Annotated in this window: 14 protein-coding genes; 7 read left to right on the plus strand and 7 right to left on the minus strand. The window is 60.7% G+C overall.

Going from position 1 to position 12,851, the window contains the following annotated elements; genetic code table 11:
• Positions 1-184: 184 nt before the first annotated feature.
• Together B2J69_RS03505 and B2J69_RS03510 are read right to left on the minus strand one after the other, a co-directional pair.
• The gene (locus B2J69_RS03505) at positions 185-739 is read right to left on the minus strand and encodes a DcrB family lipoprotein (RefSeq protein ID WP_081136658.1); all 555 of its coding nucleotides are present in this window, start codon (positions 737-739) and stop codon (positions 185-187) included.
• Positions 740-856: 117 nt separating this feature from the next.
• Positions 857-1,522, minus strand: coding sequence for a 7-cyano-7-deazaguanine/7-aminomethyl-7-deazaguanine transporter (locus B2J69_RS03510; protein WP_081136469.1), 666 nt, complete (start codon positions 1,520-1,522; stop codon positions 857-859).
• 200 nt (positions 1,523-1,722) lie between these two features.
• Here B2J69_RS03510 and tusA point away from each other — a divergent pair, with 200 nt between their 5' ends.
• Entirely contained in the window at positions 1,723-1,974 is a 252-nt protein-coding gene (gene tusA, locus B2J69_RS03515; protein WP_081136471.1) for a sulfurtransferase TusA, read from the plus strand.
• 12 nt (positions 1,975-1,986) lie between these two features.
• Here tusA and B2J69_RS03520 read toward each other — a convergent pair whose 3' ends face one another.
• Both B2J69_RS03520 and B2J69_RS03525 read right to left on the minus strand, forming a co-directional pair.
• Entirely contained in the window at positions 1,987-4,269 is a 2,283-nt protein-coding gene (locus tag B2J69_RS03520) for a zinc/cadmium/mercury/lead-transporting ATPase (protein WP_081136473.1), read from the minus strand.
• Positions 4,270-4,355: 86 nt separating this feature from the next.
• Positions 4,356-4,985 carry a lysoplasmalogenase gene (locus B2J69_RS03525; RefSeq protein WP_081136475.1) on the minus strand — a complete coding sequence of 210 codons (630 nt, stop codon included), beginning with the start codon at positions 4,983-4,985 and terminating at the stop codon, positions 4,356-4,358.
• Between the two features lie 157 nt (positions 4,986-5,142).
• Here B2J69_RS03525 and B2J69_RS03530 point away from each other — a divergent pair, with 157 nt between their 5' ends.
• Entirely contained in the window at positions 5,143-5,499 is a 357-nt protein-coding gene (locus tag B2J69_RS03530) for a DUF2500 domain-containing protein (RefSeq protein WP_081136477.1), read from the plus strand.
• A gap of 26 nt (positions 5,500-5,525) precedes the next feature.
• On the opposite strand, the gene B2J69_RS03535 is transcribed toward B2J69_RS03530, so the two are convergent.
• Entirely contained in the window at positions 5,526-5,798 is a 273-nt protein-coding gene (locus B2J69_RS03535) for a DUF1145 family protein (protein ID WP_033753227.1), read from the minus strand.
• Entirely contained in the window at positions 5,788-6,387 is a 600-nt protein-coding gene (gene rsmD, locus B2J69_RS03540) for a 16S rRNA (guanine(966)-N(2))-methyltransferase (protein ID WP_081136479.1), read from the minus strand. Before rsmD ends, B2J69_RS03535 begins: the two co-directional genes overlap by 11 nt.
• Positions 6,388-6,622: 235 nt before the next feature.
• Between rsmD and ftsY the strand changes: the two genes are divergently transcribed.
• The 4 genes from ftsY (at position 6,623) to rpoH (ending at position 10,889) form a co-directional block, all read left to right on the plus strand.
• Positions 6,623-8,140 carry a signal recognition particle-docking protein FtsY gene (ftsY, locus tag B2J69_RS03545; protein WP_081136481.1) on the plus strand — a complete coding sequence of 506 codons (1,518 nt, stop codon included), beginning with the start codon at positions 6,623-6,625 and terminating at the stop codon, positions 8,138-8,140.
• Between the two features lie 5 nt (positions 8,141-8,145).
• Complete coding sequence (gene ftsE, locus B2J69_RS03550) at positions 8,146-8,814, plus strand: cell division ATP-binding protein FtsE (protein ID WP_081136483.1); 669 nt, start codon at positions 8,146-8,148, stop codon at positions 8,812-8,814.
• On the plus strand, positions 8,804-9,787 hold the full coding sequence (ftsX, locus tag B2J69_RS03555) for a permease-like cell division protein FtsX (protein ID WP_081136660.1): 984 nt from the start codon (positions 8,804-8,806) through the stop codon (positions 9,785-9,787). The genes ftsE and ftsX overlap by 11 nt, the downstream gene beginning before the upstream one ends.
• A gap of 244 nt (positions 9,788-10,031) precedes the next feature.
• Positions 10,032-10,889 carry an RNA polymerase sigma factor RpoH gene (rpoH, locus tag B2J69_RS03560; RefSeq protein ID WP_033753215.1) on the plus strand — a complete coding sequence of 286 codons (858 nt, stop codon included), beginning with the start codon at positions 10,032-10,034 and terminating at the stop codon, positions 10,887-10,889.
• 46 nt (positions 10,890-10,935) lie between these two features.
• Here rpoH and panM read toward each other — a convergent pair whose 3' ends face one another.
• Positions 10,936-11,322, minus strand: a complete 387-nt coding sequence (gene panM / locus B2J69_RS03565; RefSeq protein ID WP_081136485.1) for an aspartate 1-decarboxylase autocleavage activator PanM — start codon at positions 11,320-11,322, stop codon at positions 10,936-10,938.
• Positions 11,323-11,722: 400 nt separating this feature from the next.
• On the opposite strand from panM, the gene B2J69_RS03570 reads away from it, so the two are divergent.
• Positions 11,723-12,850, plus strand: coding sequence for a branched-chain amino acid ABC transporter substrate-binding protein (locus tag B2J69_RS03570; protein WP_081136487.1), 1,128 nt, complete (start codon positions 11,723-11,725; stop codon positions 12,848-12,850).
• Position 12,851: the final 1 nt, after the last annotated feature.

Here is a 12,851-nt window from a genome sequence, read left to right on the forward strand (position 1 = left end):
AACGGCGGGAATATCCCGCCGTTTTTGTTTGGGGCATAGTGCTAGCGCGGGCGGCATGGCGCGATCGCAAAGTCGCTTAAGGCTTCCCTGCTCGCTCGGCCCGCGCCTTCCCTGGCGCGGGACGCTTTGCTCTTCGCGCCATGCCGCCCACGCTTAAACTTCTCAGCCGTCTGTTAAAACCGCCTTATTTCAGCGTAATGCTCTGAACGATGCTGTCCGCGTCGCTCTGCGCCTGCTGCTGGTTGTCGCCCGGCAGCGTAATCTGCAGCGTCAGCAGTTTGCCGTCGACCTTCGCCAGGATCACCGAGGACCAGGAGGTCTGGTTATTGGCGGAAACCACGCTGTCCAGACGCTGCGCCGGCTGATCTTTCAGGGTAATCGCTTTGTCAGAGACCACCTGCAGCTGCGGATCGCGGTTGCGCTGCTGCTGTTCCAGACGCTGCGCCAGCACATCCAGCCCTTCGCTGGTGGCGTCACCGGCGATGACGATCACGGCGCGCGCACCGGTTTCATCGGCGTAGACGTGCATATTGGTGGTCTGGTTGCCCAGCTTGCCGCTCTTGTCCGACATGCCGGCCGGCAGCGAGAAGCTCAGCTTGCCGTCCATCAGGGTCACGTTCTGCGCCGACTGGCTGGCGGTGGTGCCATTGCTGCCGGTCGCCTCATCTTTTTTCTGATCGCAGGCCGCCAGGCCCAGCACCAGCAAACCAATACCCGCATATTTCACTAAGTTTCGCATCTGAATCCCTTTATTTGATTCCAGTAAGGCGTTCATACAACTCGAATCAGGCGGCAAAATCAACCGCCCGATTGTCAGCAGATCTTAGCGGGTGATGGCGAAATGCTCTATCTCCCGTTAGCCGAAATTGACCTGCGGCCGCTGCGAGCGCTCCGCCAGCCGTTTCAGCATTGCATTGAGCAGCACGCCGTAGGCAGGCAGGAAGAACACCAGGCAGATCAGCACTTTGAAGCTGTAATCCACCAGCGCGATCTCGACCCAGTGCGTGGCCATAAAGGGATCGGTGCTTTTATAAAAGGCGATAAAGAAGAAGGCGAGCGTATCGCTGATATTGCCGAGGAACATGGCGCAGCCGGGCGCGATCCACCACTGCGGCAGCTGGCGCAGGCGGTTAAAGACGTGAACGTCGAGGATCTGCCCAAGCGCATAGGCCATAAAGCTGGCGCAGGCGATGCGCGCGACGAACAGGTTAACGTTTTGCAGCGCCGCCAGGCCCTGCCACTGGCCCTGATAAAACAGGCTCGACACCAGATAGGAGACAAACAGCGCCGGGATCATCACCGCGAGGATAATGCGGCGCGCCAGCGGAGCGCCGAAAATACGCACCGTCAGATCGGTCGCCAGAAAGATAAACGGGAAGCTGAACGCGCCCCAGGTGGTGTTGAAGCCAAACACGGACACCGGCAGCTGCACCAGATAGTTACTGGAGATAATCACCAGCAGGTGAAACAGCGACAGCCAGACCAGCGCGTGCAGACGCTGACGCGAAGAAAATGCGATCATAATGGACCTTTTTCATATTGGGGTGAGGGAACCCATTGCCGCGCAAACCGAGCCTGCGCGACGGTACCGTATGTAAAAACCGCGGCATCTTACCGCGTTGTGCTATTTACGCAATGGTTAATTTTAACGCAATCGTTCTCGTCTTGCGTCTGCGGGACGGCGCGCTAAAATGAGCGCCCCTGTTTAGAACCGAGTGATTTATGAGCGACAACTTCTCCCATGCCGACCATCAGCTGGATGCGCAGGGCCTGCGCTGCCCCGAGCCGGTCATGATGGTGCGTAAAACGGTCCGCACCATGCAGGACGGGGAAACGCTGCTGATTATCGCCGACGACCCGGCCACCACGCGCGACATTCCCGGCTTCTGCCGCTTTATGGAACACCGCCTGCTGGCGCAGCAGACCGAGACCCTGCCTTATCACTATCTGATCCAGAAGGGCCTCGGCGCCTGATCGTCGCGCGCCTTACGCGCGCCGCGCGCGCAGCAGACGCAGCGCGTTAGCGGTCACCAGCGCGGTGGCGCCGGAGTCGGCGACCACCGCCAGCCACAGGCCGGTCAGGCCCAGCAGCGTCGTCACCAGAAACAGCGCCTTCAGTCCGAGCGCGATGGCGATATTCTGCCGCAGCGTGGCGCGCGTGCGCCGCGCCAGCGCCACCAGCGACGGCAGCAGCGGCAACGCGTCACGCGTCAGCGCGGCGTCGGCGCTCTCCAGCGCGATATCGCTGCCGCTGCCCATCGCGATGCCGATGGTGGCCGCCTTCATCGCGGGCGCGTCGTTGATGCCGTCGCCGACCATCGCCAGCGGGCGCTGCTGGCCCAGCGCGCGCACCGCTTCGACCTTATCCGCAGGCAGCAGCCCGGCGCGAAACTCGATATCGAGTTCGCGGGCGATCGCGGCCGCCGCGCGCGGGTTGTCGCCGGTGAGCATCAGGCTCTCAATGCCCATTTTCTTTAGCGCCGCCAGCGCGTCACGCGCGTCGGCGCGCAGGTTGTCGCGCAGCGCCAGCGCCCCGATCGGTTCGCCGTCGCGCAGGATCGCCACCAGCGTTTGCCCCTGCTCTTCCTGCTGCGCAATCTGCGCGCGCTGCGCGGCGCTTAACGCCCCGGCGCGGCCAGGCGACAGCAGTTCCACCTGTGCGCCCGCGATCCGCGCGGCGATGCCGCTGCCCGCCAGCGTCAGCTGATGCGTGGCGGCGGGCAGCGGCAGCTGACGTGCGCTGGCGGCCGCGACGATCGCCGTCGCCAGCGGATGGGTCGAACCCTGTTCCACCGCCGCCGCCAGCGCCAGTAGCTCATCCTGCGACGCGGTGGCGAAACAGAGCACGGCGGTGACCTGCGGCTTGCCCTGCGTCAGGGTGCCGGTTTTGTCGAAGGCGACGGCGCGCACCTGGCTAAGGCGTTCCAGCGCCGCGCCGCCTTTAATCAGCGCGCCCTGACGTGCGGCGGCGGCGAGACCAGAGGTAATGGCAGCGGGCGTGGCGATCACCAGCGCGCAGGGACAGCCGATCAGCAGCAGCGTCAGCCCTTTATAGATCCACGGCAGCCAGCCGCCAAAACCGAGCAGCGGCGGCGCCACCATCACCAGCGCCGCCAGTAGCATAATCAGCGGCGTATAGAGACGGCTGAAGCGATCAATAAAGCGCTCTACCGGCGCGCGGTGGCTGTCCGCCTCTTCAATCAGGGTCAGAATACGGTCGATGGCGCTTTCGCCCGGCTTTGAGGTCACCTCAATGCGCACCAGGCGATCGACGCTGGCGGCGCCCGCCAGCAGCGCCTCGCCTTTTTCACGCGTTACCGGCAGCGACTCGCCGGTCAGCGCGCTTTCATCGAAGCTCGCTTCGTCGTTCAGCAGGCGGCCATCCACCGGCAGGCGTCCGCCCGCGGCGACTTCGATGAGGTCGCCGGGCCGCAAGGCCGCCAGCGCCACGCTTTCCCGTTTGTCGCCCGCTATCCGCGTGGCGCTTTCCGGGCGCAGCGCCATCAGCTGCGTCACGCCGCTGCGCGCGCGGGCGGCGGCGAAGGCCTCGAGCCGCTCGCCCAGCAAGAACAGCAGCAGCACCATTGCCGCTTCGGCATGGGCACCGATCAGCAGCGCGCCCGCCGCAGCGACGCTCATTAACATTTCAATGGTGAAAGGCGATCCGCTGCGCGCGCGTTGCCATGCGCTGCGCGCCACCGGCCACAGGCCGATCAGCGTGGTAGCGATAAACAGGCCGTCGCCCCAGCGCGGCATAAACTGGCTCAGGATCACGCTGACCAGCATCAAAAAAGCGAGCAGCAGCAGCGTGCGGTTTTCACGCCAGCGAGAGGGCGGGGCGGCTGGCGCGGCGTCGCTGACCAGGGAAAAACCGGCGCGCGTGACCGCCTGTTCAACCGCGGCGGCGACGTCGGCGCTGGCGTCGACCTGCAGTTTTTCGCTGGCGAAGATCACACGGGCGTGCAGCACCTGTGGCAGCTGGCTGACGGCGGTTTCTACGGTGCGGGCGCAGCTGGGGCAGTCCATGCCGCTGACGCGCCAGCTAAAGCGCCAGGCGCCGCGCCTGTCGCCTTCGTCGTCATCGCCGCCACCGCTGTCGGGGCTGGCGTCGGCCGCGCAGCATCCGCCGCCGCAGTCAGGCTGAACGGGCGAGGCGGCGCGAATAGTGAAACCCGAGGACGACGCGGCAGGCACGGCGCAGAGCGGTTTGGCGGCGGAAGGGGTATGGCATGCGCGGCCGCAGCCGCAGGGGTGATGATGTGAGTGCATATAAACCTCCAGTAACGGACGGGCGATCCCGCCCGCTACTGCATCCTACACTCTGGAGTCGACTCCAGAGTCAAGAACGGTTTGCCTCAGATGAGCCACAGCGAACGGACAATCATAAAGTGCCCGGCGAAGTAGCAGGCGGCGACGATAGCGCTGTCGGCGCGGAAGCGACGGCGATAGTGGCTGACGAACCAGACGATATTTGCCAGCAGCAGCAGGCTCGCGCCGACGATCAGCGTGAAGCTGTCGTCGCTGGGACGGAAGAAGTATTGCTCGGCGGCCATCCAGGTCATGACCAGCGTCATGCCGATCAGCGTGCAGATCGGCCAGCGCAGCGTCTCCAGCCGACTCCAGATCACCGCGATGGTGGCCACGCCGATAATCAGCAGCGTTAGCGGGATCGGCCAGTAGAACGTCATCGTCATATTGGCGGCGAAGCAGAGGGTGTAAAGCAGATGAGAGAGGAAGAAGGCGCCCAGCGCATAGAGCATCTGCTGGCGCGGCAACAGCAGCAGCGCGTCGCCGATCAGCGTCGCCACCAGGCCGGCGATAATCAGGTAGTCGGTGGGTTTGAGTACCGGCGCCTGCCAGGCCCAGCCTACCATCAGCAGCAGCGTAACCGGCTTAAAGAGCCAGCGCTGCCACTGCGGGCCGCGATAGGATGCGTCAACGTAGAGCCAACCGGAGAAAAGTACCGCAAGAAATGACCAAAGCATTGCTGCTCCCTTAAGGACAACCTGTCCATCAGATGGTGAAGAATCCCAGTAAGTCGATCCTAGTTTAGGTTACGGCTTCGCGATGTGACAATCAGGCAACTCTGGTTGTATGCTTCTTGCGCATTGCTTTTTAGCGCTTAACGAGACGAGAAAAACCATGAGCAAACCACCGCTACTCTTTTTTATCGTGCTGGCGATTATCGCCGTGCTGGCGACCCGTCAGTTTATCAAACAGCGGCGTGAAACGGCGGTTAACGACGCCTCGCCGGTGCGCACGCTGATGGTGAAAGTGAAAACCAAACGGGAATATCCGTCGCCGAATCGGCGTTCGCGCCAGCGCGAGGTGATCGCCGGCGAAGAGATGCGCTATGAGGCCTGGTTTCATCCGCTGAACGGCGCCAGCGACATCAAAGCGATTGTGGGCGAGCGTGATTACAACCAGATGGATACCGGCGCGCAGGGCGAGCTGAAAATGCAGGGCTCGCGCTTTGTCAGCTTTACGCCGGCGCAGTAAAAAGCGGGCTGTTCAGCCCGCCGCGTTTACTTCTTCTTTGGAAAATTGGCTTTCTGCCACGCCAGCAGTTCAAACACGCCGAACAGAAAGATTTTGGTCTGCGTCCAGCGATCGATTGGCGGCGCGTCTTTCGGCTGGGTGGCGCGCAGCAGCGTCAGCTGCAGCCCGTGCATCAGGATCATAAAGAACAGCGCGACGTGGATAAAATAGCGCAGCGGTTTCGGGTAGGGATCAACCAGGTTAAAAAGTAAAAAGGCCCAGACGCAGAGCATCAGCAGGCGACCTAAATTAAGCAACATCGGCACTCTCTTGTTGTCGGTGATATAAACGGTACGCCACTTGTCCGGCGATCTTCTCGCGATGCAGCGCCCAGTTGGCGGGCACCGGCGGCGCGCCGTGCTCTACTTCGCTCTCTACATAAATCATCGCCTCATCCGCCAGCCAGCCGTTTTGCTCCAGCTGCTGCAGCGTCTGCTCCAGCAGCCCTTTGCGAAACGGCGGATCGACGAATACCACATCGTAAGGCTCGCCGGCGGCGGCCAGCCAGTTAAGGGTATTGGCGTTAATCACCTGCGCGTCGCGCGTGCCCAGGGTGTGGAGATTTTTCTCAAGCTGCTGCGCCACCGGCCGTTCCAGCTCCAGCAGCGTCACCGACGCGGCATGGCGCGACAGCGCCTCCAGCCCGAGCGCGCCGCTGCCGGCGAAACAGTCGAGGCAGCGCGCCTGCGGCAACACGGGCGCCAGCCAGTTAAACAGGGTTTCACGCACGCGATCGGTGGTGGGACGCAGTCCGGCGCTGTCGGGCACCGGCAGTTTGCGTCCGCGCCACCGGCCGCCGATGATGCGAATTTGTCCGGCACCGCCTGTGCCACGGGGAGTTTTACTCATCTTGCTCACAACTCGTCATAATTTGTTGCGTAGTTTAACGGGCGAATCGGTGAGAAGAAACGGTAAAAAAGGGTGCTGTGGTGCGCTGGCTGGAAAGTGTTAGACTAGTGAGTTGCTGAAGTCATACATAATTCTGCCGTTTTTCGCCGTTTTGGCGCGTAAAACCAGAGCTAATTTTTATCCCCTGGGAACAGCGAGCGACCGGGATTAAGCCATCGAGGAGTGTGGTCACACAATGGCAAAAGAGAAAAAACGTGGCTTTTTTTCCTGGCTGGGATTTGGCAAAGAAGAAGAGAAGCAACAGCCTGAACAGCAGCCGGAAGAGGCTGCGCTAGCGCAGGCGGAAAGCGACGCGGCGCATACCGTCGAGGTGACTGAGCAGGTTGCCGAGGCGCAGCGCGAAGCGCACGCTGCGGACGAGCCCGCCGCGGAAGCGCACAGCGAAGAAGCGTACGTCGAAGAAGCGCATATCGAAGAAGCGACAGTCACGGACCAGCCCGTTGCGGAAGCGCCCGCTGTCGTGGAGCCGGAAGCGGAAGCGATCATCCGGCAGGAGCATGACGCAGAGATTATCGCGCCGTTAGAGGAGATCGTCCCGGAAGAGGAGCCGACGCTGGCACCGCAGCCGGTTGAAGAAGAGATCCTCCCCGAGACGCTGCCGGAAGAGGAGCAGCCGCTGGACGACGAGGAGCTGGCCGCGCTGGCGCTGGCGGAAGCGCCGCAGGACGACACCGCGCAAGCCATCGCCGCGGAAGACGAACCGCAGGACACCGTCAGCGATCTGCCGCTCGCCGCCGCGCCCATCGTTAGCCAGGAGCAGGAACGCCCCACCAAAGAGGGCTTTTTCGCGCGCCTGAAGCGCAGCCTGGTGAAAACTCGCCAGAACCTCGGCTCTGGTTTTATCAGCCTGTTTCGCGGCAAGAAAATCGACGACGATCTGTTTGAAGAGCTGGAAGAGCAGCTGCTGATCGCCGACGTTGGCGTCGAGACAACGCGCCGCATCATTACCAATCTGACGCAGCAGGCGAACCGCAAGCAGCTGCGCGACGCGGAAGCGCTCTACGGCCTGCTGAAGGCGGAAATGTCCGGCATTCTGGCGAAAGTGGACGCGCCGCTCGACGTCAGCGGCAAAACGCCGTTCGTCATTCTGATGGTCGGCGTTAACGGCGTCGGCAAAACCACCACCATCGGCAAGCTGGCGCGTCAGTATCAGGCGCAGGGCAAATCGGTGATGCTGGCGGCGGGCGATACCTTCCGCGCGGCGGCCGTTGAGCAGCTGCAGGTGTGGGGCGAACGCAACCATATCCCGGTGGTGGCGCAGCATACCGGCGCGGATTCCGCCTCGGTGATTTTCGACGCCATCCAGGCGGCGAAGGCGCGCGGCGTTGACGTGCTGATCGCCGATACCGCTGGCCGTCTGCAGAACAAATCGCACCTGATGGAAGAGCTGAAGAAAATCACCCGCGTGATGAAAAAGCTGGACGTAGAGGCGCCGCATGAGGTGATGCTTACCCTCGACGCCAGCACCGGCCAGAACGCCATCAGCCAGGCGAAACTCTTCCACGAAGCGGTCGGTCTGACCGGCATTACCCTGACCAAGCTGGACGGCACGGCGAAAGGCGGCGTGATCTTCTCGGTGGCCGATCAGTTCGGCATCCCGATCCGCTACATCGGCGTCGGCGAAGGCATTGAAGATTTACGGCCCTTTAAGGCCGAGGATTTTATTGAGGCACTGTTTGCCCGAGAGGACTAATTGGGATGATTCGCTTTGAAGAGGTCAGTAAGGCATATCTCGGCGGGCGCCAGGCGCTGCAGGGGGTCGATTTTCATCTGCGCCCTGGCGAAATGGCGTTTCTTACCGGCCACTCCGGCGCCGGTAAAAGTACGCTGCTGAAGCTGATTTGTGGCATTGAACGTCCGAGCGCGGGCCATATCTGGTTCAGCGGGCACGACATTTCCCGGTTGCGCAACAGCGAGGTGCCGTTTCTGCGTCGTCAGATCGGCATGATCTTTCAGGATCACCACCTGCTGATGGATCGGTCGGTCTACGACAACGTGGCGATCCCGCTGATTATCTCCGGCGCCAGCGGCGAAGATATTCGCCGTCGCGTGTCGGCGGCGCTGGATAAGGTCGGCCTGCTCGACAAGGCGAAAAATTTTCCGATTCAGCTCTCCGGCGGCGAACAGCAGCGCGTCGGCATTGCGCGCGCCGTGGTAAATAAGCCCGCCGTGCTGCTGGCGGACGAACCGACCGGCAACCTGGATGACGCGCTGTCGGAAGATATTCTGCGCCTGTTCGAAGAGTTCAACCGCGTTGGCGTCACCGTGCTGATGGCCACGCACGACAGCGGGCTGATCGCGCGTCGTCGCTATCGCGTCATGACGCTCAATCAGGGACGCCTGCATGGAGGCCACGATGGTCAATAAACGCAACAAGCGCCCCGCCGCGCCAAAAGCGAAAGCGCCGTCAAAAAGCAAAGCGCTAAAGGGCGGCTGGCAGGAGCAGTGGCGCTACGCGTGGCGCGGCACCCTGTCGGATATGTATCGTCAGCCGCTGGCGACGCTGCTGACGGTGATGGTGATCGCCATTTCGCTGACGCTGCCCAGCGTCTGCTATATGGTGTGGAAAAACGTCAACCAGGCCGCGACCCAGTGGTATCCCGCGCCGCAGCTGACGGTGTATCTGTCGAAAACACTCGACGACACCGCGGCGGAAAATGTGGTGGCGCAGCTGAAGCAGGTCGACGGCGTGGATAACGTCAACTACCTGACGCGGGAAGAGGCGCTGAATGAGTTCCGCAACTGGTCGGGCTTTGGCGGCGCGATGGATATGCTGGAGCAGAATCCGCTGCCGGCGGTGGCGATCATCACGCCGAAGCTTAACTTCCAGAACTCGAATACCATGCAGAACCTGCGCGATACGGTGGCGAAGGTGCAGGGCGTCGATGAAGTGCGCATGGACGACAGCTGGTTCGCGCGTCTGGCGGCCCTGACCGGGCTGGTCGGGCAGATCGCCTCGATGATCGGCATTCTGATGATTGTCGCGGTCTTCCTGGTGATCGGCAACAGCGTGCGGCTCAGCATCTTCGCGCGTCGCGACACCATCAACGTGCAGAAGCTGATCGGCGCCACCGACGGCTTTATCCTGCGTCCGTTTCTCTACGGCGGCGCGCTGCTCGGCTTTAGCGGCGCGGTGCTGTCGCTGATCCTCTCCGAAGTGCTGGTGCTGCGCCTGCAGTCGGTGGTGGCGCAGGTGGCGCAGGTGTTCGGCACCACCTTCTCGCTGAAAGGTTTCTCGTGGGATGAAGGGCTGCTCTTGCTGCTAATCGCCGCGATTATCGGCTGGATCGCCGCCTGGCTGGCGACGGTGCAACATTTACGTCGATTTACGCCCCAGTAACCGCCTGCAACGTTTTTTTGGTATAATGTTCCTCTGCTGCCGACGATCCGGGCGCAGAGGAATCTTCTCTCTCTTCCCGCCTCGTCATCTGTGTGTAAAATATTCACTGCTATAATTGAACTTGTGGATAACTTAGCTACTCTAAGTAGCACAGATTGCTTTCGGATTTTCCCCGGCGTTGACTTAAGGTAACGTCTGCTCAAAAGGGAAGACGCAGCAATTCATTAACCATGTGAGGGTTTGAATGACCAAAGAAATGCAAACTTTAGCTATTGCTCCTCTTGGCAACCTGGAATCTTACGTTCGGGCCGCCAATGTCTGGCCGATGCTGTCGGCAGAAGAGGAAAAAGCGCTGGCTGAACGGCTGCATTACCAGGGCGATCTGGATGCAGCCAAGACGCTGATCCTGTCTCACCTGCGCTTTGTAGTTCATATCGCTCGTAATTATTCTGGTTACGGCCTGCCTCAGGCGGACCTGATTCAGGAAGGGAACATTGGCCTGATGAAGGCGGTGCGTCGCTTTAACCCTGAAGTGGGCGTGCGTCTGGTCTCTTTTGCCGTGCACTGGATTAAAGCCGAGATCCACGAATACGTGCTGCGTAACTGGCGTATCGTGAAGGTCGCTACCACCAAAGCGCAGCGCAAGCTGTTCTTCAACCTGCGTAAAACCAAGCAGCGTCTGGGCTGGTTCAATCAGGACGAAGTGGAGATGGTGGCGCGTGAACTGGGCGTAAGCAGCAAAGACGTGCGTGAAATGGAATCGCGTATGGCCGCGCAGGATATGACCTTTGATATGTCCGCTGACGATGAAAGCGGCGAAGGCAAAGCGATGGCGCCGGTGCTCTATCTGCAGGATAAAACCTCAGACTTTGCCGACGGTATCGAAGAGGATAACTGGGAATCGCACGCGGCGGATAAGCTAAGCGACGCGATGCAGGGCCTCGACGAGCGCAGCCAGCATATTATCCGCGCTCGCTGGCTGGACGAAGACAATAAAACCACGCTGCAGGAGCTGGCGGATCGCTACGGCGTGTCGGCCGAACGTGTGCGGCAGCTGGAAAAGAACGCCATGAAAAAACTGCGCATGGCGATTGAAGCATAACCAGACAGTCAAAACGGGCGACGCGAAGTCGCCCTTTTTTTGCCCGCTATTTTACCCAGCCATCCGCCTGCGCGCGAAAACCGCACGCCTGCATAAACGCGGCGCGCTCACCCTGATCCGCGCTGCCGTCGTCCGCCACCCACCAGCTTGAGATCGCGCCGTTCTGCGCCAGCGTCTCTTCCATCAAATAGTGGCCTACGCCGCGACGTCGCGTCACCTCGCGCACCTCCAGCTGTGAAATCTTGCCCAGCGTTCCTGCGATCTCCAGCTTCAGCGCGCCCAGCAGCCGCGCGTTGAAGCGCGCCGCATAGAGGCGATGCGTGTCGCTCAGGCTGTTTTCCAGCGCCGCAATATCTTCATTAGGCCAGATTTTCGCCAGATCGATACGGTCCTGCGCGCTCAGCGTCGTCAGGCGCAGAATAGTGAGTTTCATAACAAACACCTGTACTAGTCGAAAGGGCATAGTGTAGCGAATTTAGACAGTCAGAGCGCCGTCACTTTTTTAAGATGAAAACAGGTCAAAAGATGGCCTGGATGCCAGGATAGAGGAGATAAAGAACAATATTCGCGCTAAAAGCCAGCATAACGCGCTAGAGAAGTGGCAGTAAAGCCTGCATAACAACCAGATGATTATGCTGTTTCAGCTGGCTATTTCCCAATGTGTCAGTTGATTTACAGAAGAAACTTCCTGTTTAATAACCTGAAAAATAAAGCCTTATTACCAAAAAATACCGGAAAAGCACGCTAAATCATTCATAAACATCATTTTTCGGCTTTATCCGGTAGCAACAGCAAACCACAAATCACAGACACAACAAGATGGGGAAGTCCGCATGAAAATGAGTAAAGGCCGCGCGTTACTGGCGGGATGCGTTGCGCTGGCGATGAGCCACGCCGCCCTGGCTGCCGACATCAAAATTGCCATCGTCGGCGCCGTCACCGGCCCGGTCGCGCAGTATGGCGATATGCAGTTCACCGGCGCCGCGCAGGCGATTAAGGACATCAACGCCAAAGGCGGCGTAAACGGCAACAAGCTGGTGGGCGTAGAGTATGACGACGCCTGCGACCCGAAACAGGCCGTGGCGGTGGCGAACAAGGTCGTCAACGACGGCATCAAGTACGTTATCGGCCATCTTTGCTCCTCTTCTACCCAGCCTGCGTCTGACATCTACAACGACGAAGGCGTGCTGATGATTACCCCGGCGGCCACCGCGCCGGAGCTGACCGCGCGCGGTTACGAAACCATTATGCGCACCACCGGTCTGGACTCCGACCAGGGCCCGACCGCCGCAAGCTATATCCTCGACCAGATCAAGCCTAAGCGCATCGCCGTGGTGCATGACAAGCAGCAGTACGGCCAGGGCCTGGCGGAATCCGTGCAGAAGACTCTGAAAGCCAAAGGCGGCAACGTGGTGCTGTTTGAAGGTATCACCGCAGGTGATAAAGACTTCTCGACGCTGATTGCGCGCCTGAAAAAAGAGAACGTGGACTTCGTCTATTACGGCGGCTACTACCCGGAAATGGGCCAGATCCTGCGCCAGGCGAAAGCCGCAGGTCTGAACGCTGGCTTTATGGGGCCGGAAGGGGTGGGCAACGCCTCGCTCTCTAACATCGCGGGCGACGCCTCGGAAGGCATCTATGTGACGCTGCCGAAGCGCTACGACCAGCTGCCGGAGAACAAGGCGATCGTTGACGCCATCAAAACCAACAGCGCGCAGAACCGCAAAGATCCGACCGGCCCGTTCGTCTGGACCACCTATGCGGCGATCCAGTCGCTGGCGGCCGGCATCGAACGCAGCAAAAGCGACGAGCCAGACGCCATCGCGAAGAACCTGAAGGGCGGCGCGCCGGTGCCGACCGTGATGGGCAACCTGAGCTGGGACCAGAAAGGCGATCTGAAAGGCTTCGAGTTCGGCGTATTCAAATGGCACAAAGACGGTTCCTCTACCGCAGTTAAGTAAT

The organism is Pantoea latae (genome assembly GCF_002077695.1).
In the GTDB taxonomy this organism is placed as follows: domain Bacteria; phylum Pseudomonadota; class Gammaproteobacteria; order Enterobacterales; family Enterobacteriaceae; genus Pantoea; species Pantoea latae.